Source organism: Polaromonas sp. CG_9.5, assembly GCF_035984465.1.
Lineage (GTDB): Bacteria > Pseudomonadota > Gammaproteobacteria > Burkholderiales > Burkholderiaceae_C > Polaromonas.
The window spans coordinates 52,057-72,349 of the sequence record NZ_JAXCHR010000016.1 but is presented as its reverse complement, the minus strand read 5'-3'; the positions used below and the strand labels follow the sequence as shown (position 1 = coordinate 72,349).

19 protein-coding genes are annotated in these 20,293 nt (G+C 62.1%); 2 read left to right on the top strand and 17 right to left on the bottom strand.

Annotated elements, in window-relative coordinates:
- Window positions 1-41: 41 nt before the first annotated feature.
- From RCH06_RS13140 to RCH06_RS13130, 3 genes are read right to left on the bottom strand one after another with little or no spacing between them, the layout of a single operon-like run.
- Window positions 42-764 (bottom strand): HAD family hydrolase, encoded by a 723-nt coding sequence (locus RCH06_RS13140; RefSeq protein ID WP_442799652.1) that lies wholly within the window; start codon window positions 762-764, stop codon window positions 42-44.
- Window positions 761-1,447: a DnaA regulatory inactivator Hda gene (hda, locus tag RCH06_RS13135; RefSeq protein ID WP_327081923.1), complete on the bottom strand. Its 687-nt coding sequence runs from the start codon at window positions 1,445-1,447 to the stop codon at window positions 761-763. The genes RCH06_RS13140 and hda overlap by 4 nt, the downstream gene beginning before the upstream one ends.
- Before the next feature lie 14 nt (window positions 1,448-1,461).
- Window positions 1,462-2,532 carry an AI-2E family transporter gene (locus RCH06_RS13130; protein WP_327081913.1) on the bottom strand — a complete coding sequence of 357 codons (1,071 nt, stop codon included), beginning with the start codon at window positions 2,530-2,532 and terminating at the stop codon, window positions 1,462-1,464.
- 159 nt (window positions 2,533-2,691) lie between these two features.
- Here RCH06_RS13130 and purM point away from each other — a divergent pair, with 159 nt between their 5' ends.
- Entirely contained in the window at window positions 2,692-3,723 is a 1,032-nt protein-coding gene (gene purM / locus RCH06_RS13125) for a phosphoribosylformylglycinamidine cyclo-ligase (protein ID WP_327081912.1), read from the top strand.
- Between the two features lie 334 nt (window positions 3,724-4,057).
- Here purM and guaD read toward each other — a convergent pair whose 3' ends face one another.
- The 9 genes from guaD to RCH06_RS13080 all read right to left on the bottom strand — a co-directional run bounded on the left by guaD (window position 4,058) and on the right by RCH06_RS13080 (window position 12,984).
- Window positions 4,058-5,371, bottom strand: a complete 1,314-nt coding sequence (gene guaD / locus RCH06_RS13120; RefSeq protein WP_327081911.1) for a guanine deaminase — start codon at window positions 5,369-5,371, stop codon at window positions 4,058-4,060.
- 15 nt (window positions 5,372-5,386) lie between these two features.
- The gene (locus RCH06_RS13115; protein ID WP_327081910.1) at window positions 5,387-5,773 is read right to left on the bottom strand and encodes a 6-carboxytetrahydropterin synthase; all 387 of its coding nucleotides are present in this window, start codon (window positions 5,771-5,773) and stop codon (window positions 5,387-5,389) included.
- Complete coding sequence (gene queE / locus RCH06_RS13110; RefSeq protein ID WP_327081909.1) at window positions 5,770-6,405, bottom strand: 7-carboxy-7-deazaguanine synthase; 636 nt, start codon at window positions 6,403-6,405, stop codon at window positions 5,770-5,772. Before queE ends, RCH06_RS13115 begins: the two co-directional genes overlap by 4 nt.
- A gap of 18 nt (window positions 6,406-6,423) precedes the next feature.
- A complete protein-coding gene (locus RCH06_RS13105; protein ID WP_327081908.1) occupies window positions 6,424-7,500 on the bottom strand; it encodes a BMP family ABC transporter substrate-binding protein in 1,077 nt (358 codons plus the stop codon).
- A gap of 74 nt (window positions 7,501-7,574) precedes the next feature.
- Window positions 7,575-8,816 (bottom strand): YbfB/YjiJ family MFS transporter, encoded by a 1,242-nt coding sequence (locus RCH06_RS13100; protein ID WP_327081907.1) that lies wholly within the window; start codon window positions 8,814-8,816, stop codon window positions 7,575-7,577.
- A 27-nt stretch (window positions 8,817-8,843) separates the two neighbouring features.
- Complete coding sequence (locus RCH06_RS13095) at window positions 8,844-9,230, bottom strand: response regulator (RefSeq protein WP_327081906.1); 387 nt, start codon at window positions 9,228-9,230, stop codon at window positions 8,844-8,846.
- Window positions 9,231-9,232: 2 nt separating this feature from the next.
- Window positions 9,233-12,325 carry a CHASE3 domain-containing protein gene (locus tag RCH06_RS13090; protein ID WP_327081905.1) on the bottom strand — a complete coding sequence of 1,031 codons (3,093 nt, stop codon included), beginning with the start codon at window positions 12,323-12,325 and terminating at the stop codon, window positions 9,233-9,235.
- A 35-nt stretch (window positions 12,326-12,360) separates the two neighbouring features.
- Window positions 12,361-12,600: a hypothetical protein gene (locus RCH06_RS13085; RefSeq protein ID WP_327081904.1), complete on the bottom strand. Its 240-nt coding sequence runs from the start codon at window positions 12,598-12,600 to the stop codon at window positions 12,361-12,363.
- A gap of 12 nt (window positions 12,601-12,612) precedes the next feature.
- On the bottom strand, window positions 12,613-12,984 hold the full coding sequence (locus RCH06_RS13080) for an Hpt domain-containing protein (RefSeq protein WP_327081903.1): 372 nt from the start codon (window positions 12,982-12,984) through the stop codon (window positions 12,613-12,615).
- A 377-nt stretch (window positions 12,985-13,361) separates the two neighbouring features.
- Here RCH06_RS13080 and RCH06_RS13075 point away from each other — a divergent pair, with 377 nt between their 5' ends.
- Window positions 13,362-14,165 carry a response regulator transcription factor gene (locus tag RCH06_RS13075; RefSeq protein ID WP_327081902.1) on the top strand — a complete coding sequence of 268 codons (804 nt, stop codon included), beginning with the start codon at window positions 13,362-13,364 and terminating at the stop codon, window positions 14,163-14,165.
- 71 nt (window positions 14,166-14,236) lie between these two features.
- Here RCH06_RS13075 and RCH06_RS13070 read toward each other — a convergent pair whose 3' ends face one another.
- The 5 genes from RCH06_RS13070 to RCH06_RS13050 all read right to left on the bottom strand — a co-directional run bounded on the left by RCH06_RS13070 (window position 14,237) and on the right by RCH06_RS13050 (window position 20,190).
- Entirely contained in the window at window positions 14,237-15,277 is a 1,041-nt protein-coding gene (locus RCH06_RS13070; RefSeq protein WP_327081901.1) for an adenosine deaminase, read from the bottom strand.
- Window positions 15,278-15,374: 97 nt separating this feature from the next.
- Window positions 15,375-16,526: a BMP family ABC transporter substrate-binding protein gene (locus RCH06_RS13065; RefSeq protein ID WP_327081900.1), complete on the bottom strand. Its 1,152-nt coding sequence runs from the start codon at window positions 16,524-16,526 to the stop codon at window positions 15,375-15,377.
- Window positions 16,527-16,608: 82 nt separating this feature from the next.
- Complete coding sequence (locus tag RCH06_RS13060) at window positions 16,609-17,529, bottom strand: ABC transporter permease (protein WP_327081899.1); 921 nt, start codon at window positions 17,527-17,529, stop codon at window positions 16,609-16,611.
- Window positions 17,529-18,629, bottom strand: coding sequence for an ABC transporter permease (locus RCH06_RS13055; RefSeq protein ID WP_327081898.1), 1,101 nt, complete (start codon window positions 18,627-18,629; stop codon window positions 17,529-17,531). The genes RCH06_RS13060 and RCH06_RS13055 overlap by 1 nt, the downstream gene beginning before the upstream one ends.
- Entirely contained in the window at window positions 18,616-20,190 is a 1,575-nt protein-coding gene (locus RCH06_RS13050; RefSeq protein ID WP_327081897.1) for an ABC transporter ATP-binding protein, read from the bottom strand. The genes RCH06_RS13055 and RCH06_RS13050 overlap by 14 nt, the downstream gene beginning before the upstream one ends.
- Window positions 20,191-20,293: the final 103 nt, after the last annotated feature.

Genomic DNA, 20,293 nt, shown 5'->3' with positions numbered 1-20,293 from the left:
ACGGGCCGCCGTTGCCCGGCAGCCAGCGCCATCCGCGACGCTTAAAACAGGTCAAGTATGCGCCATCCGCGCTCGGCGGCCAGCGCCCGCAGGCGCGGGTCGGGGTTGGTAGCGACGGGACAGTTGACCTTTTCCAGCAGCGCCAGATCGTTCATGGAATCGGTATAAAACGTGGTGTGCACATCGTTCCAGCCCAGCTGGCGCGCGGCCAGCCATTGTTCCATGCGCGTCACCTTGCCTTCGCGGGCCGAAGGCGTGCCCTTGATTTCGCCGGTCAAGCTGCCTTGTGCGTCGCGCTCCAGTTCGACTGCAATCAGCTCCGACACGCCAAAAGCGTCGGCAATTGGCCGCGTCACGAACTCGTTGGTGGCCGTGACGATGACCAGCTCGTCGCCGGCTTCGCGGTGCTGCTTGATCAGCTCCAGCGCCTGGGTTTTAATGGCTTTATGCACGATGGTGCTCATGAATCGGGCGTGAGCAGCTACTGAATTGATAGTGCCTTGTTCGCGGATGGCCTGCGTGGCAAAACGGACGTAATCGTGAATGTCGAGCGTTCCGGCCCGGTATTGTTCAAAAAATTCGTTGTTGCGGCGCTTGAATTCAGTGGCGTCGCACCAGCCCAGCGCAATCGTGAATTCGCCCCATTCGTAGTCCGAGTCGATCGGGATCAAGGTGTGATCCAGGTCAAACAAGGCCAGCTTAAGAGGACGAGCCTCTACGTTTTGCGCTGCGTGCGCTTTGTCAGTAGTCACCTCAACTGTCATTCCGTCTCCAGCATGGTTTTGATCAGCGGGATCGTGATAGCCCGCCTGGTTTGCAGCGCGTAGCTGTCCAGTTTGTCGAGCAGTTGCATCAGGCTGCCCAGGTCGCGGGAAAAGCGCGTCAGCATGAAATCCACCACCTCGTCACTGAGCAAAAAGCCGCGCGCGTCGGCTTCGCGCTTGATGACGGCGCGCCGTTCGTCGTCGCTCAGCGCGTGCAGGGCCAACACGTGGCCCCAGCCCAGACGGGTGCGCAGGTCTTCGCGCAGCGGCAGGTCGGCGGGCGGCACATCGCCAGCGGCCACCACCCAGCGCGGATGGCCGTCGTCGGTGCTCAGCGCATTGACGAACCAGTTGAAGGCCGTGCGCTGCTGCGCTGCGTTGTAGAGATGGCATTCGTCCATGATGATGGCCGACCAGGATTCGTTGAACTCAGGGGGTTCGAGCATGGAGGCATCCATCCAGCCGCTGCTGGCGCCTTGCGCGCGCAAAGCGGCGCTGACGGCCTTGAGCAGATGGGTTTTTCCGCTGGCTTCTCCACCCCACAAATACGTGGGCACCGGCGAATGCGCGGGGCTGTCGGCCCACAGCGCCAGTTGTTTGACGGCGGCTTCGTTCGGGCCGATAAAGAAATTGGCAAACGAGGGGTCGGACGCCAGTCCGATGTCCAGCGCGAGTTGTTTCATGGGCGTCATGCGTTTCATCCCTGGTACAGCTTGCTGAGCATGTAACTGGCCCGCAACCTGCGAATGGCGACCAGCAGCACGGCGCTGGTGGGCAAGGCAATCAGCACACCGATAAAGCCCAGCAACTGGCCAAAAGCGAGCAGCGAAAAAATAGCCACCAGCGGATGCAGGCCGATGCGCTCGCCCACCAGTCGCGGGGTCAGGTACAGGCTCTCGACCAGTTGCCCGACGCCATACACGCCGGCCACCACCAGCACGCCGTACAGGCCGCCAAACTGCAGCATGCCGGCCAGCATCGCCAGCGTCAGCCCCAAGCCAAAGCCCAGGTAAGGAATAAAAAAGGCCAACCCGGTAAAAACGCCCACCGGAACGGCCAGATCAAACCCGAACAGCGCCAGCCCCACGCTGAAATAAATCGACAACACGCCCATCACCAGCAACTGGCCGCGCAGGTACTGGCCCAACACCGAATCGGCTTCCTCCATGAAATTGTCAAATGAGGGCCTGAGCTTGGGCGGCACCAGGTCAACCAAAATAGCCACAAACCGGTCCCAGTCCTTGAGCAGGAAAAACAGCGCCACCGGAATCAACACCAGGGTGCCCAGAACAGCCAGCGCCACACTGCCGCCGAGCTTGAGCGAGGACATCACCGAACCCAAGGTTTCTTCAACATTGGTGCTCAGGTACTTGCCGACGAAGGCCTTGATGGTGGCGACATCCAGCGCCATCGTGATGCCAAACTGACCCAGCCAGGGCGTCAGCCGGTTGTGCAGCCGCGCAACCAGTTGCGGCAGTTGCTCGCGCAGCAAAGGCAGCTCCTTGGCAAAAATCGGCACCACCAGCAACAAGACCGAAATCACGATCAGGATGAAGATCGCCTCCACCATCACTACCGACAACACCCGGGGGATTTTGCCGTGGCCGAGGTGGTCAAGCTTGTTGACCACAGGGTTCAGCGCATACGCCAGCACCGCCGCCACGACAAACGGCGTCAAGACCGGCCCCAGAAACCACAGCGCCAGCAGCACGAGCGCAGCGATCAGGCACCAGGTCATGGCGCGTTGTTGGGTAGAAGTAAGTTGCATGAAGCCTTGAAAACGGCCCGCCAGAAGCGGCCGGCAGGAAGCCACAGGTGTAGCCTTTAGAATCTCAGGCTGGATTCTATCGGGCTTGGCCCGCCTGCCCCAGACTGCCACCCGCCCCTTCAAGCGCATCCGCGCCCCACCGCATTACACCCCGACACCATGACCACTACCCCCCTTTCCTACAAAGACGCCGGCGTTGACATCGACGCGGGCGACGCCCTGGTTGAACGCATCAAGCCGCTGGCCAAAAAGACCATGCGCGAAGGCGTGCTGGCCGGCATCGGCGGCTTTGGCGCGCTGTTTGAAGTGCCCAAGCGCTACAAGGAGCCGGTGCTGGTGTCGGGCACCGACGGCGTGGGCACCAAGCTCAAGCTGGCGTTTGAATGGAACATGCACGACACCGTGGGCATCGATCTGGTGGCCATGAGCGTCAACGACGTGCTGGTGCAAGGCGCCGAGCCGCTGTTTTTCCTCGACTACTTTGCCTGCGGCAAGCTTGATGTCGACACCGCCGCTAGCGTGGTCGGCGGCATTGCCAAGGGCTGCGAACTCTCGGGATGCGCGCTGATTGGCGGCGAAACGGCAGAGATGCCCGGCATGTACCCGTCGGGCGAATACGACCTGGCCGGTTTTGCCGTCGGCGCGGTCGAAAAGTCCAAAATCCTGAGCGGCAAGGACGTGACCGCTGGCGACGTGGTGCTTGGCCTGGCCTCAAGCGGCGTGCATTCCAACGGTTTCAGCCTGGTGCGCAAATGCATCGAGCGCGCCGGCAGCGACCTGCCCGCCACGCTGGACGGAAAACCCTTCAAAGAAGCCCTGATGGAGCCGACCCGCCTGTACGTGAAAAACGTACTGGCCGCGCTGTCTGCGCATCCGATCAAGGCGCTGGCGCACATCACTGGCGGCGGCTTGCTGGAAAACATTCCGCGCGTGCTGCCCGAAGGCACGGCGGCGCATCTGGTCAAAGGCAGCTGGCCGCAGACCGAGCTGTTTGCCTGGCTGCAAAAAACGGCCGGCATCGACGACATCGAGATGAACCGCACTTTCAACAACGGCATCGGCATGGTGGTGGTGATTGACGCCGCCAACGCCAGCGCCTGCGCCGACATGCTGCGCGCAGCCGGTGAACAGGTTCATGAAATCGGCGTGATTGCCCCCATCGGCGACGGCGCTGCCGTCATGGTGCGGTAACCGCTGAGCTTGCGGGGCAGATGGAAAAATTGCCGTTCACATTCCGCCCCCCACCCAAAACACCAGACAGCGCCGCCAGCGTTTCCTCGCGTCCTCATCTGGGCGATGCGGATTTGTGGTGCTGTTTGGATGTTCAGTTCGGCTTTCAGACTGCGAAGTTGACTCAAAATTCATAGCTGCTTGTGCCCGCCCCGCTTGCGCAAACAGTCTATTTGGGGCTATGTCGGAGTTAACTGTTGCAAAAATTTTCCCCAGAGGAGAAAAGTGATCGAGCCTTTATGGCTACAGCTATGGCGCAACACTCAACTCATACATAGCCCTATTTGGTCATAAATTACATGGCTGGCGGTGGCCCTGAAGGGTTCGCTTGCGAAATCACGGTTTTCTCGATCAGCCGGTCATCGCCCAGCACGATCATGGAAAACAGCAACTCGTCCAGGCTGGCGGCCTGCGCCGTTTTGCGCGCCAGCAGCGGCGTGACCTGCGGGTTGAGCACGACAAAGTCGGCCTCGCAACCCGGCAGCAGATTGCCAACAACGCCCGACAAGCCCAGCGCCTGCGCAGCGCCCGCCGTGTGCTGCCACCACAGGTGCTGCGGGCTGAGCGACAGGCCGGGCTTGGTTTGCCCTTCCCGGCCAACGTAATACGCAGCCAGCATGGTATGAAACGGGCTGAACGAGGTGCCGCCGCCGACATCACTCGCCAGTCCGTAATTGAATCCCACACGGTCAGCGCCTGCATAGTCAAAAAACCCGTTACCCAGAAACAGGTTGCTGGTCGGGCTGACGGCGGCGGCAGCGCCCGTGCTGCGCATCAGCGCGCGGTCTTCGTCGTCTAAATAAATGCAATGCGCATAAATGGCGCGCGGGCGCATCAGGCCGAACTGGTCGTACACGCTCAAATAGCTGCGCGCTTGCGGAAACAAATCGCGCACCCAGGCGATTTCGTCCTTGTTCTCGGCGACATGCGACTGAATCCACACGTCGGGATACTTCGCGGCCAGCTCGCCCGCGCCGCGCAACTGCGCCGCACTGCAACTGGGCACAAAGCGCGGCGTGATGGCGTAACCCAGCCGGTCCACGCCGTGCCAGCGCTGGATCAACGTCTCGGTGTCGCGCAGGCTTTGCTCGGTGTCGTCACGCACGCCGTCGGGCGCGTTCTGGTCCATCAGCACCTTGCCGGCAATCAGGCGCAGGCCGTGCTGTTGCGCCTCGGCAAACAGCGCATCGACCGATTCAGGATGCGAGGTGGCAAAAGTCAGCGCCGTCGTCACGCCATTGCGCAGCAGCTCCGCTATGAAAAACGTAGCTGCTTGCGCACTGTAGTCGGGCGCAGAGAACCTTTTTTCATGCGGAAAGGTGTAATTTTCCAGCCACGGCAGCAAGCCATCCGCCGGCGAGCCGATGACATCGGTCTGCGGAAAGTGGATGTGCAGGTCGACAAAGCCCGGCGCAATGAGGCGGCCGGGAAAATGTTCGGTGGGAACAGCGGCAAAACGCGGTGCCAGTTCGGCATAACTGCCCAGTGCCTGCACCACTTGTCGGCCCCGGGCGTCCGGCCCGATAACGAGCAGGCCGTCAGATTCGAGCGCGGCACGGGGAAGCGCAGGGTCGGGGAAATAAAGAATCGAGGAACGGTAGGCTTTCATGGCTCCTAGCCTACCTTATCCGGGCGTTTTGCTCAGCCGGCAGCCATCGCCGATGGAGGTGCGCCAAACCCTGACTGAAGTCAGCGCCGGCAGCGTAGGCTGCAGCTTGTTGAAAATGAACTGGCACAGGTTTTCCAGCGTGGGCAGGCCCAGCCCTTCCACCTCGTCGAGCAAGTGGTGGTCGAGCAACTCGCGCAGCAGCGCCACCTCGCGCCGCACCAGCCCCAAGTCAATCACCATGCCGGTCTTCGGATCGGGCTGGCCGGTCAAAAACACCTCGGCGTTGTAGGTGTGGCCGTGAATGCGCCGGCTGGCAGCGGTTTCAATCGAACGGTCGAGCGTGTGCGCGGCGTCAAAAAAGAAGGTCTGGCTCAGCTCGCATGTCGTGGAGAAGTTGTTCATCGGATGCCCGTGATCTTGTGGGTCTGCAGGCTGAGCCGCCAGGCGGGGCGTTCCAGGCACAACTGGATGCAGGTCTCCAGGTTGCGTTGCCGCTCCGAGTTGTCCATGGGCTGCAAATAACGGTGCGTGAAAGCAGCCCCTTCCAGTTCATCCAGGTCGAATGCGGGCTGCGGCCACACCAGCTTGAGTTCATGGCCCGCGCGCTGAATCCACGGCGCGCCGGCCTTGGGGCTGACGCAGATCCAGTCGATGCCAGCGGGCGCGGCAATCGTGCCGTTGGTCTCCACCGCGATCTGGAAACCGCGCTCATGCAGCACCGCGATCAGCGCGCCATCGACCTGCAACAGCGGCTCGCCGCCGGTCATGACGACGAAGCGGTGCGCGCTGTCACCGGCCGGCCACTGGGCTTGAATCTGGTCAGCCAGCGCGTCAGCGTTCTTGAACTTTCCGCCCAGCGTGCCGTCAGTGCCGACAAAGTCGGTGTCGCAAAACCGGCAGACAGCCGTCGCGCGATCCTGCTCGCGGCCTGACCACAAGTTGCAGCCGGCGAAACGGCAAAAAACGGCGGGTCGGCCCGCGTTGCTGCCCTCGCCCTGCAGCGTGTAGAAAATCTCTTTGACTTGGTAGCTCATGGGGGTTCCTGATGCCGGTTAATTCAGCTTGCCCTGAACGCCCTGTACCAGGAAGTTCATGGTCAAAATCTGCGCGTCGGTCAGCGTCTTGCCAGCGGCCAGCACTTCGTGGCCCTGGTTGTCCAGCAACGCGGTGCGCGCTCTGAAAGGATGCAGCTTGCCGGCGGCTATGTCGCGCTGGCGGGCCAGCACTTCGTCGGCCACTTTTTTCGGCACCTTGGGGCCAAAACTGTCGACGCGGATCATGCTTTCCTTCACACCGCCCCACAGCGCGGCGCTTTTCCAGCTGCCGTCCAGCACGGCCTGGGCGCGCTGCGTGTAGTAGCTGCCCCACTGGTGCGTGACGGCCAGCACCTGCGCGTCGGGCGCGACTTGGCGCATGTCGGAATGGTAGGCAATCGCCAGTTTGCCGCGCTCTTGCGCCGCAGTCATCACGGCGGTCGAGCCGGTATGAAAAGCGATGACTTCAACGCCCTGGTTGAACAGTGTCATGGCGGCTTCGCGCTCACGCGGCGGGTCAAACCATGTGCCCAGCCACACCACCTTGACGGTAGCCTGCGGATTGACCGAGCGCATGCCCAGCGTGAAGGCGTTGATGCCCTGAATCACCTCGTGAATCGCAAAGCCCGCCACGTAACCGGCGCTCGTGGCCAGCCGGCCGGCCGCAATACCGGCCAGGCAACGGCCTTCGTAATAACGCGCATTGGCCACCGCCACGTTGGGTGCGGTCTTGTAGCCGGTGATGGATTCGAACTTCACGTTCGGAAAGTCTTTGGCGACCTTGAGCGTGGGCTCCATATAACCAAAGCTGGGGGTGAAGATCAGCTGGTTTCCCTGGCTGGCCAGGTCGCGGATCACGCGTTCGGCGTCGGCGCCCTCGGCGACGTTTTCGACAAAGATGGTCTTGACCTGAGCGCCCAACGCGGCCTCGACGGCCTTGCGTGCCGCGTCGTGCTGATGCACCCAGCCCGCGTCAGTGACCGGCGTGACGTAGACGAAACCGATTTTCAGCGGCTTGGACGGCGCGGGAGTTTGGGAAAAAGCGGGAGCAATAAAACAGGCAGCCACGAGCGTGGCGGCGAGGTTTTTATACATGGTAGTCCTCTACATGGCCCCGGAAAAATGAAAACACCAGCGCGCCGGGACAGCACGCTGGTGAAGCGCCGATTTTAGCGGCTTAAAACCGGATACGCCCTGGCCATCCAGCTATAGACCCCCGCCCCTACCAGCAGCGTGGACGCGGCGATTTCAAGCGACAGGGTAAAACCCGCGCCTGCATTGGGCGTATGGCGCAGCAGCAAGGTCACCAGCGGCGGGCCCAGGATCTGCCCCACACCATAGGTTGCCGAAAGCAGGCCCATGAAGCTGGCTGCAGTGGCGGGCTTCAGGCGGCGAACTTCCTGCATGGCAAAAAACGTGATGGCGGTAAAGGGCAGGCCCAGCAGCAGACTGCCAATGGCAAAACCCGCCAGGCTGGGGCTCCAGAGGCTGGTCGCAATGCCCACTGCCTGAACGAAATAGCAGCCGGCCAGCAACAGGCGAAAGTCTTTTCCGGGCGGCATCCGGGTCGCCAGCAGCGCGCCCAGGGTGACGCCCAGACCAAATATCGGCCAGAACAGGTCCAGCCACGCAGAACCGGGCAATGCCGCGCGGGCGATTACCGGCAAAAAGGTGGCAGTGATGATGTAGCCAAAACCCGCCAGGCCATAGGTCAGGGTGAAGATCGTCATCTCGGCGTGGCCATGACGCACCGGCGATGCACCGGGCGCCGCAGCCACACGCGGCGCCAAAGGAGCCAGGCGTTCCTCGCCGCCCCGCAAAATGTGCCAGACCGTCGCAGACAAGCCAAAAGCCAGCACACCAAAAATCAGCCAGCCGGTGGCGGCAGTCCAGTGCAGGGCCACCATGCCGCTGGCCAGCAACCCGCTGACGATGATGCCCAAGCCAGGACCGGCGTAAATAATGCCGCCCATCGCCGGCACGCCCAGCCGCGCTAGAGTCGACAGGCACCAGCCCGAGGTGTACACAAACACCACGCCGCTGGTGATGCCCGCCGCAAAGCGCAGGCCGGGCCAGACACCCGGCAGCTGCAAAGCCATCGCCAGCGTCAAAACGCCGGTGGCCACCAAACCCGCGCGCACCAGCGTCGAATAGGCCAGCGCCGGCAGCCAGCGAAATCGGGCCCACAGCCACGGCTGCAAGGTACACAGCAAGGCGCCCAGCATGTAGCCCAGGTAATTGGCGCTGGCCAGCCAGCTGGCGCCCGGCAGATCGACCACGCCGTCGTTCAGCATCATGGGCAGGATGGGCGTGAAGGCAAAGCGGCCTATGCCCATGGCAACGGCCAGCGACACCAACCCGGCCATGGCGATGGGCCACGCGCCCGGCGATGAGGGAGTAGTGCGACTCATGCAGGGCTCAGCAGGCCAATGAACGGCTCAAGCTTGCGCCGCCCAGATGCGCCGGATCTGCGCGGAAAGCTCCATCGGGTCAAAGGGCTTGGCAATCACTTCCAGCGCGCCCAAACCCTTGTACAACGCCACCTCTGCGGCCTGCACCTTGGCCGTCATGAAGATCACCGGCGTGTTGGCCGTCGCAGGTAGCTCGCGCAGGGCCTTGAGCGTACTGGGGCCGTCCATGCCGGGCATCATGACATCCAGCAGCAGCAGGTCGGCCCGGGCGTGCGGTGCGGCGCTCAGCGCTTCCTGGCCGGAGGCACAGGCGATCACGGCAAACCCTCCCACGGCTTCCAGGGCCATCTGCGCCACGGCGCGGATGTCAGGCTCGTCTTCAACAAAAAGGATGCGGCAAAGGGATGGGGGCATGGTCAACTCAGGGGTTGGGGGCGGGTGGGACCAGGGTCTCCGGGAATCTGGAGAGCACGCTGGATGGTATTTAACAGCTCGGTGTTGGATGTATAGGCTTTAACCAGGACCGCTTCAACCTGTTTGCCTTCGGCCGAATCCACGTCGCTGGCCGAAAACACAATCACCGGCGGCCGCGGATCGAGTGCATCGATATCATCGAACAGGTCCCAGCCCGACTCTTCGCCCAGCGCGAGGTCGAGCAGCACCAGGTCAAAGCGGTGCTCGCGCAGGAGAGCCCGGGCTTCGTTCAGCGTGGCCGCAAATTCGAAGATGGCGGAATCCTGGACAATGGCGCCGACGATGAGCTGAATATCAGGATCGTCTTCTACGTGCAGCACGCGCGGCTTGCCGGCCCCCACGCCGGCGACGGCCCGGCGGATGCTGAGGATCAGCCGGTTTTCATCGATCGGTTTTTCAAGCCAGTCCGAGACCGTGAGCAGTTTGTGGTCGAACTGCAACTGCCCTTCCTCAGCCATGGCCGAGATCACCACGACAGGCAGCTCGCGTGTTCTTGCGTCGCGGCGCAGCGCGCTGATGAAGGCCGCGCCGTGTTGACCGGGCAGCTTCAGGTCCACCGTCACGGCGTCGTAGCTGTTGCGCGCGAGGCAGGCCAAGGCTTGCGCCGCGCTAAGCGCCAGGTCGGCTTCAAAACCGGCTTTGCCCAGCATCATGCTGATGAGCCTGGCCACGTCGGGGTCGCTCTCGCAAATCAGGATGCGAGGCCTCGAGGATGCGGCCCGGGCCCTGGAAGGCGGCGGCAGCGGCGCCGGGTTTTGCCATTCGGGCACCTCAAAGAAAAAAGTAGTGCCCGCACCCGCCTCGCTGCTAAAGCCGATATGGCCGCCCATCTTCTCGATGAGGGCTTTGGAAATGTTGAGCCCGAGACCGGTCCCGCCCTTTTGGCGGGCGTCAGAAGCATCCGCTTGCGAAAACTTCTGGAAGATGCGGCTGCGAAATTCCTCCGGAATACCGGGGCCGTGGTCCGCGACTTCAACCCGCACCTGTTGGGCCACGCGCGACACCCTCACCTCCACTGCACTCTCAGGTGGTGAAAACTTCACCGCATTGGACAGCAGATTCGTCAGCACCTGGGTCAGGCGGTCGCTGTCAATGCGCACCTGCAGCGGCTCATCGGGCGCCCGCAGCAGCAGCGTCACGCGGTGTTGGCCTGCGAAACCTTCGTTGGCGGCCAGCGCCTGCTGGACCAGCTGTTTAATATCGACGACCTGCAGGTCCAGGCGAATCTTGCCGGACTCGATTTTTTCGATGTCAAGGATGTCGTTGATCAGCCGGATCAGGCGCTCGCAGTTGTTCTTGGCGATGCCCACCAGTTTCTTCACGGCCTCGGGCAACTCACCGGCTACCCCTCCGGCGATCAGTCCCAACGAACCGCGGATCGAGGTCAGCGGTGTGCGCAACTCGTGGCTGACTGTGGAGACGAACTCGGTTTTCATGCGGTCAATGCGCTTGAGCTCGGTGACGTCGGTGCCCAGCGAGAAAAACCCGATGACCTTGCCCTCGTCCGTGCCCCCGCCATAGCGCGGGAAATATTGCATGGCGTAGTTCCTGATATCGCCTTGCGGCGTGATTTGTACGCGCTCGTAGCGTACGGGGTAACCACGCAGCACTTCTTCGACCTTGTCCTGGGCACCTCCGTAGGCTTGCGGGCCGAGCACTTCGGCCAGAGTGCGGCCATTGATCTGTTCGAAGCTCAGGCCAAAGACATCTTCGTAGGCCTTGTTGTGAAAGCGGAATCGTTGCTCCATATCGAGGTCGGCAATCAGGGCCGGTACGGCGTCGGTGATCTGGCGCAACTGCAATTCACTGGCACGCAGCGCCTCGGCGATGCGCTTGCGCTCGGTGATGTCGCGGATGCTGCCGATGAACTGGCGACGCCCCTCCAGGTAAAACTCCGAAACGTGCAGATCCATCGGAAAAACGCCGCCGTCACTGCGCTGCCCCGTCAACTCGCGTCCGCGTCCGCTTCCGCTTCCGATGATCTTCGCCTGACCGGTACGAAGATAGCGCGTCAGGTAGCCATCGTGTTCGCTGTGGTAAGGCTCCGGCATCAGCATGGATACGTTCTTGCCGACGACATCCTCCCTGCGGTAGCCGAATATGCGCTCCGCAGCCGGGTTGATCAGTTCAATGATGCCGCTATCGGAGATGGTAATAATGCCATCATCCATATTGTCCAGCACCGCCTTCATGCGACGTTCGCTGTCGCGCAGACTGGCACTCACCTCCTGAGCTTGCACTTCCGAGCGCATCAGCTTGTCATGCTGCTGTTTCAGGTGGTCCAGCATACGGTTGATCGACTGCGCCAGACTGGCAACCTCAAGGCTGTCGGCAACTTCCGTGTGGCCCGTGCCAAACCCCTTTTCAGAGACGTCTCGGGCAAAAGATTCCAACCTCTTGAGTGGGTTTGAAATGTTCCGGGTGAGCAAGAAGCCCGCTACCGTCAACAGCACAAAAGCAAGGGGGATTCCGTAGACGATGGTGGAGATGGCCCTCTCGGCATCCACGCTGACGCGCTGATCGCGCACTTGCAGCAGATTTTTTTCCTCGTCTACCATTTCGGCGATCACCTTGCGGGCGTTATCCATCGCCTGCTTGCCTTGGCCCGATACGACCACCGCCAAGGCAGCCTCAAATCCTTTGCTCTTGCGCAAATCGATCGTGAGCTTGAGCTCGTCGAGTTTGCTTGCAACCAGTGATTGGAGGACATCGAGCCTGCGCTGCTGGTTGGGGTTGTCCGCGGTCAATTTCCGCAGCTCGTCGCTAAGCTGCCCAACCATCTTGGCTGCTGCGTGATAAGGCTCCAGATAGCTCTCCTGCCCGGTGATGATGTAGCCACGCTGGCCGGTCTCCGCATCCTTCAACTGGGAAAGAACACCTTCCAGATCTCCAAGCACGATATAGGTGTGGGTTTTCAAGCGACTGGCCTCGATGAGATTGCTCAGACTCCGATATGAAGTCAGGCCGATGACGACCAGCACCACCAACGCCAGCACAAACCCCGCGCCAATCTTTGTTCCGACGGACCATTTCATTTTTTCTCACCTGATTTATGTTTTGTGCGACATGATTAATCTCGTTGCCGGGTTAGACCTCGAATTTCAGTCTCGGTTAGTTGTACGCGACTTTTCAGGGACAACTGGAGGCTTTTACTCAGAAGCTCCTCGGCATGACGCGCCATGACAACAAAGACGGTTACGCCCACCAGCAGGGCCACGACAATCAGAATTATTCCTGCGACCAGACTAATTCGCTGTTGATGAATTTTTGGATGCAGCATGTTTTTCAAGGTCATATCGATAGAGGACATGAGACGGTCTTGTTACAGGCTTGGGGACTCGACGCCCTGGATTCCGGTCTCGCCAGACAGGCTGCGCTGGAGCGCTTCGATAGCCTGGCTGACTTCGGTCTGTGCCGCGGGCGTCAAGGCCTGTGCAGCGTCCAGAAGCGGGTTGACGGCCAGTTCCAGCACCCGTGCGGCGTCGCCCATGCCGGCGCAGCCGAAGGTCGCGCCGGAGCCCGCCAGGCCGTGCGCACAGCGCTCCAGGGTTGCCAGCGCTTCTGCCGGCGCTTCGCCGTTCAGCACCTGGCGCCAGAGCGACTCGATTTGCGCCAGCCGCTGGGGCAGCGAACGGCGGTAATCGGCGCGCTGCGCTTCAATAAATGCGAGAAAAGCCGGATTGGTGGGGGTCATGACGGCAGGAGGGTCGCTGCGGGTTTCATGCCGGGCGAGGCCACGAGGCCGTAGAAGACAGGAATACGGGATTTACCGCTGGCCACCGCGGACGTGAACCTTGCGAATGGCACGTTGTCTCTCGAAGAAAAATGTAACGCATCGCCCATCTTAAGGTGAAAGCATCAAAGCCTGGCGCGGAACAGGCGCGAAATTTGTATTGGCCTTGCAGGTGTGCCGGCAAAGTGTGCGCAAGAGCACCGTGGCAGAAGCGGCGTGGACGTCGATCCATAAGGCCCTTGCCGTTAACCAGGCACAGACAGCAGCCGGGGTGGCCCCGCCTTGAAGGATGGATAATCTTCCGGAAACAGGGCGCTCGCCCACGAAAGCCAACGAAGATGCAAAACAGCTACATTTATGCGCTTACCGGCCGAGGTCAAGATGAGTTGCGCAGCGGCGCGACCACGCTGTCGCCGTCTGAGCTTGAACTGCTGATCAGGATTGATGGTGTCCTGACGATCGGGCAAATCAAGGCGGGCATGCCGGCGATGACCGGCGAGACCTTCACGTCGACCTTCCAGCGCCTGCGGGACCGGTACCTGCTGACGGTGGCAGAGGAAGACCCCTTCAGCGAACAATTCAAAACCCAGATGAACCGGCTGGACCTGTCCGTGGCCGAAGCCGAGGCCGATTCAGGCGCCATGTCGCTCAAGAAGGCCGGCTATTACGTGAGCATTGCCCACAAACGCGGCCCGACCCGCCCGCTGGCGCCGGGCGAGGTACTCTACGCCATTGTGGTGGAAGATGAGCCGATACTCGCCAAATTCATCCAGAGTTATCTGTCCTTCGAGGGCTTTCATGTCCGGCTGGCGGGCAACCGGGCCGAGGTCATTGCCGAGTTCCGCAAGACCCCCATTCCCAACCTGATTCTTCTGGACGTGATGCTGCCGGACGCCGATGGCTTCGACATCCTGCTCAGGCTGCGCCAGCACCCGGCACTGAAAAACGTACCCGTCATCATGCTGACCGGAAAGTCCACACGCGAAGCCGTGATCAAAGGCCTGGCCAGCGGCGCGGACGGCTACGTCACCAAACCCTTCGAGGCCGACGCCTTGATGCGCGCGGTCAGAACGGTCGTCGGGTTGCCGGAAGACCCGGGTGCCTCCAAAGATGTGTGGGTGAACAAGGGCGCCAAATCCTGAGGCGGGAAGAAAAACCAGGCGGCAGGTGGCGGCAAGACGTAGCGCCGGTCCGCTTACCCAGCCTGTTGCCCCTAGCAAAAGGTCTCAAAAAACATGTTCAGCCGGTCAATGTGGCGGCGCTTGACCGCCTCATCGGCAAAACTCGCCTCAAAACTGTTGCGTGCCAGCGTGTAGGCGTGCCGGGCGGTGAGCGGCCCCGCGGCAAAGGTCTGCGTGAAGTTCTCGTTCATGTAGCCGCCAAAGTAAGCCGGGTCGTCAGAATTGACGGTGGCCGCCAGCCCGGCGTCCAGCAACTGGCGCAGGTTGTGGCTGGCCAGGTCGGGGAACACGCAGAGCTTGAGATTGGACAGCGGGCATACCGTCAGCGCGATGCGGTCTTTGGCCAGCCGCTGCATCAGCAAGGCGTCTTTGCTCGACTGCACACCGTGGTCAATGCGCTCGACCTTGAGCACATCCAGCGCCGTCCAGACATAGGCCGGCGGGCCTTCCTCGCCGGCATGGGCGACGAGGTGAAAGCCCAGCTCACGGCAGCGTGCGAACACGCGGGCGAACTTCTCGGGCGGGTTGCCGACCTCGCCGGAATCCAGCCCGATGCCGATGATCTTGTCCCGGTACGGCAGCGCCTGCTCCAGCGTTTCAAACGCTTCTTCTTCGCTCAGGTGACGCAAAAAACACAGGATGAGCAAGGCGCTGACACCGAATTCCAACTGCGCATCGACGCAGGCGCGGTGCAGGCCATTGATAACCGTTTGCATGCTCACGCCGCGCGCCGTGTGCGTCTGCGGGTCGAAAAACAGCTCGGTGTGCGTTACGTGGTCTGCGGCCGCGCGGGCGAAATAAGCCATCGCCATGTCGTAGAAATCCTGCTCGGTGATCAACACGCTGGCGCCGGCGTAATAGATGTCGAGAAAGCTTTGTAGGTTGGTGAAGGCGTAGGCGCTGCGCAGCGCGTCCACGCTGGCATAGGGAAGCTGCACGCCGTTGCGCTGGGCCAGCGCAAAAATCAGTTCGGGCTCCAGCGAGCCTTCGATGTGGATGTGCAGTTCAGCCTTGGGCATTTGCCTGAGCAGCGCGGGCAAGCGGTCGGCGGCAACGGGTTTGACGAAGTTCATTCCAGGTTCCAGAAAAAAGAAAAGCTGCCCGAAGGCAGCTCAAAACTGTCAGTGCGGATGGCTCCAGCCCAGGGCGCGGAGCATTCGCACATTATCCTCAGTTGCCCGGAACCTTGCCTTCGACGCCCTTGACGTAGGTCTTCAGGCCGCCCAGAAATTTGTCGTCAGCTACTGTGCCGCTGGCTATCAGTTCCTTGCCGGTGTTGTCCATGATCGGGCCTTTCCAGATGGCAAAGCTGCCGTCCTTCAGGCCGGCCTTGACTTCGTCCAGGCGCTTTTTGGTCGCTTCAGGCACATCGGCGGCAATCGACACGATGTCGATGGCGCCTTCCTTCACGCCCCACCAGTCGTTGGCGTTGCCCTTCCAGCTGCCGTTCAGCGCATCGCCCACTGTCTTGGTGTAGTAAGGGCCAAGGTTGATCACGGCAGACGCCAGGTGCGCCTTGGGGCCGTAGACGGTCATGTCCGAATCCCAGCCAAAGGCGCGCTTGCCCATTTTTTCGGCGGTCTGCAGCACGGCTGACGAATCGGTGTTCTGGAACAGCACGTCGGCGCCGCCGTTGATGAGCGCGGTGGCGGCTTCGGTTTCCTTGGGCGGATTGAACCAGTCGTTGACCCACACCACGCGGGTCTTGATATTGGGGTTGACCGACTGCGCGCCCAGCGTGAAGCCGTTGATGTTGCGAATCACCTCGGGAATCGGCACCGAGCCGACCACGCCCAGTGTGCCGTTCTTGCTCATCTGACCCGCCACTATGCCGGCCAAATAAGCGCCTTCATAGGTGCGGCTGTCGTAGGTGCGCAGGTTGTCGGCGGTCTTGTAGCCGGTGGCATGCTCAAACTTGACGTCCGGAAAGTCCTTGGCGACCTTGACCATGCTTTCCATGTAGCCAAAAGTAGTGCCGAAGATCATCTTGTTGCCCTGCGCCACCAGGTCGCGAATGACGCGCTCGGCATCAGCCGACTCGGGCACTTTCTCAACAAAGGTGGTGGCCACGCGGTCGCCGTACTCTTTTTCCATCGCCTTGCGACCGTTGTCATGCGAGAACGTGTAGCCGCCGTCGCCAATCGGGCCGATGTAGACAAAGGCTACTTTCAGCGGCTCGGCCTTGGCGGGCGCAGCAGCTGCAGGGGCGGCGGCCGGGGCCGGCGCTGCTTCCTCTTTTTTGCCGCAGCCCATCAGGGCCGCTGCGGCCACGGCCGACACGGCCGCCAGCTTGAGCAGGGAGCGTTTTTTCAGGTCTGGCATGTCATCTCGCTTTCATTGGGGTTTAAAGGTTCAAAATCAGGTTCACTGGACTAAAAAGCCCCGCCATTATCAGCGCGCCGTGTCATGCACCGGGGTAAAAAGGCTTGCCGATGGATGTGGGCATGTTCACGCGTATCCACAGCGGATTGCGCGAAATCAGCACCAGCACCACGATGGTGGACAGGTAAGGCAGCATGGTCAGGAACTGGGGAGGCACATCGACCCCCAGGCTTTGCAGGTGAAACTGCAGCATGGTCACGCCGCCAAACAAATAAGCACCCAGCAGCACCCGGGCCGGTCGCCAGGTGGCAAAGGTGGTCAGCGCCAGTGCAATCCAGCCCTTGCCGGCCACCATGCCCTCGACCCACAGCGGCGTGTAGACGATGGACAGGTAGGCACCGGCCAGGCCGCACAGCGCGCCGCCGGCCATCACGGCGGCCAGCCGGATGCGCCGCACCGGGTAACCCAGCGCATGCGCCGACTCCGGGCTTTCGCCGACCGAGCGCAGCACCAGACCGGCGCGCGTGCGGTACAAAAACCAGATCAGCGCGCCCGTCAGCGCCATGGTGATGTAGACCATCGGGTGCTGGCGAAACAGCGCCGGGCCAATAAACGGCAAATCAGCCAGGTACGGAATCGGGTAGTGCATTTGTTCAGGCAGCTTTTCCTGCACATAGCCCACGCCGACAAAGGCTGAAAAGCCCGCACCAAAGATCGACAGCGCCAGCCCGGTGGCGTACTGGTTGGTGTTGAGCCAGATAACCAGAAAACCAAACAGCGCGGCCAGCACGGCACCAGCGGCCATGCCAGCGGCAAAGCCCACCCAGGTGTTGCCGGTGTGCACCACGGCGGCAAAGCCGGCAATGGCGGCGCACAGCATCATGCCCTCAGCGCCCAGGTTGACGATGCCCGATTTTTCGTTGATCAACAGGCCCAGCGCGGCAATGGCCAGCACCGTGCCGGCGCTCAAGGTGGACGCAATCAGCAGTGCAGTGGAGTCCATCAGTGCGCTCCTTTCAGGGTGGAAGTTGCCAGCGCCGCAGTGCGCGATGTGAAGGCCTTGATGCGGTAGGCAATCAAGGTGTCGCAGGCCAGCAGGTTAAACAGCAGCAGGCCCTGAAACACGCCGGTCAGCGACTTGGGCAGGCCCATGCGCGACTGCGCCAGCTCGCCGCCGATGTAGAACATGCTCATGAGCAGCGCCGAAAACACCACGCCCACCGGGTGCAACCGGCCCACAAACGCCACGATGATGGCGGCAAAGCCGTAGCCCGCCGGCACATAGGGCGTGAGCTGGCCAATCGGCCCGGCCACTTCCAGCGCGCCAGCCAGCCCGGCCGCGCCGCCTGAAATCAACAGCGCCACCCAGAGCGCGCGGCGCGAGGAAAAGCCGGCGTAACGCGCGGCTGCCGGTGCCTGGCCGCTCACCTCCTGCGCAAAACCGGCGTAGGTGCGGTACAGGTACAGCCACATCGCGCCTACGCCCAGCAGGCCCAAGACGATGCCGATGTTGACGCGCGAGCCGGCCATCAGGCGTGGAATCTGCGTCACCGCCTCGAACGTCTTGGTTTGCGGAAAGTTGTAGCCGTTGGGGTCTTTCCACGGGCCAAACACCATGTAGTTCAGCACCATGTCGGCCACGTAGACCAGCATCAGGCTGACCAGGATTTCATTGGCGTTGAAGCGGTCGCGCAGCAAGGCCGTGAGGCCAGCCCAGGCCATGCCGCCCAGCACGCCGGCTGCCAGCACCGCCGGAATGATCCACGGCCCGGTGGTCTTGTCGGCCAGCAGCGCCACGCCGCCAGCCGCGAGCGCGCCCATCACATACTGGCCCTCGGCACCAATGTTCCAGACGTTGGAGCGAAAGCACACTGCCAGCCCCAGCGCAATGATGAGCAGCGGCGTGGCCTTGACCAGCAGCTCGCCCAGCGCATAAGGCGACTTGATGGGCTCCCAGAAAAACACCTGCAGGCCCTTGACCGGGTCTTTGCCCAACGCAATAAAGAGGCCCACGCCAATCGCCACCGTGATCAGCAGCGCCAGCACCGGCGAGGCATAACTCCAGAACGACGACGGCTGGGGCCGGATTTCAAGCTTGAGCATGGCTCGCCTTTGCTGTTGGCGCTGCCGCCGATGACCACAGGCCACTCATCCAGAGGCCGACTTTTTCTACCGTCGCTTCGGCGCGCGGCAGCGAGGGCGAGAGCTGGCCCTTGGCAATCACATACAGGCGGTCGCAAATTTCAAACAGCTCGTCCAGCTCTTCGCTGACCACCAGCACGGCGCAACCGGCACCGGCCAGCTTGAGCAGCTCGCCGCGTATCTGGCTGGACGCGCCGACATCGACGCCCCAGGTCGGCTGCGAGACGATCAGCAGCTGGGGTGCCGCATCCATCTCGCGGCCCATGATGAACTTTTGCAAATTGCCGCCCGACAGCGACTTGGCCGCCGCCTGTGGCCCGCCGCACTTGACGTTGTAGCGCTCAATGATGCGCTGCGCCTGCGCCTGCAGCTTGGTGCCGCTGATCCAGCCGCCTGCACCCACCGCCTCGCGGCGCGTCAGCAGCAGGTTGCGCGCCAGTGCCAGCGTGGGCACCGCGCCGCGCCCGAGCCGCTCTTCGGGCACAAAATGCAGCCCCAGGCGGCGGCGCTGCGCCGGGCCAAGCTTGCCCACGCCCCGGCCCTTGACGCAAATCGAGCCACTGGCCGCGCGCGTGTCTTCGCCCGACAGCGCGTACAGCAACTCTTTTTGTCCGTTACCCGACACGCCGGCAATGCCGACCACCTCGCCGGCGCGCACCTGCAGCGCCAGCTGGTGCAGATCAACGCCGAACTGCTCCTGGCACGCCAGGTCAAGCTGCTTGACGTCAAGCACCACCTCTCCGGTCTTGACTTCGCGGTGCTCCAGCGCCGGCGGCTCCGCACCAATCATCAACCGGCTCAGCGAAGCATTTGATTCCTGGCGCGGATCGCATTCCCCTGTCACCCGCCCGCCGCGCAGCACCGTGCACGCCGTGCACAACGCGCGGATTTCGTGCAGCTTGTGGCTGATGTACAAAATGCTGCAGCCCTCGGCGGCCAGCTGGCGCAACGTGACGAACAGGGTTTCAACTGCCTGCGGTGTCAGCACCGAGGTCGGCTCGTCCAGGATCAGTATTTTTGGGTTCGTCAGCAGCGCCCGCACAATTTCCACGCGCTGGCGCTCGCCCACGCTTAATGTATGCACCGGCCGCAGCGGGTCCAGCGGCAGCCCGTAGGCCTGCGCCGTCTGTACGATGCGCTGCGAGACCTGCGCCAGGCTCATGTTTTTGCTCAACCCCAGCCAGACGTTTTCAGCGACGGTCAGCGTGTCAAACAGGCTGAAATGCTGGAACACCATGCTGATGCCCAGCGCCCGCGCCTCTTGCGGGTTGCGCACCACCACCGGCTGGCCGTCAATGGCCATGCTGCCAGCGTCGGGCTTGACGGAGCCGTAGATGATTTTCATCAGGGTGGACTTGCCAGCGCCGTTTTCGCCCAGCACGGCGTGAATCTGGCCGGGCAGCACGCTGAGCGCAATGTCACTGTTGGCGACCACGCCGGGGTAGCTTTTGCTGATGCCGGCCAGCTGCAGCCGGGGCGGCACGCTGGCGGCGCTTTCGGTCAAGGTTGATTGAGCTGTCATGGGTTGTCTGGGTGATCTGGGTAAGCTGGATAAGCTGGGTTAACCGGATAGGCGTAAATTTCTTGTTCTTGAGCTTTTTAGGCGCTTTGCGCAGACAGCACGG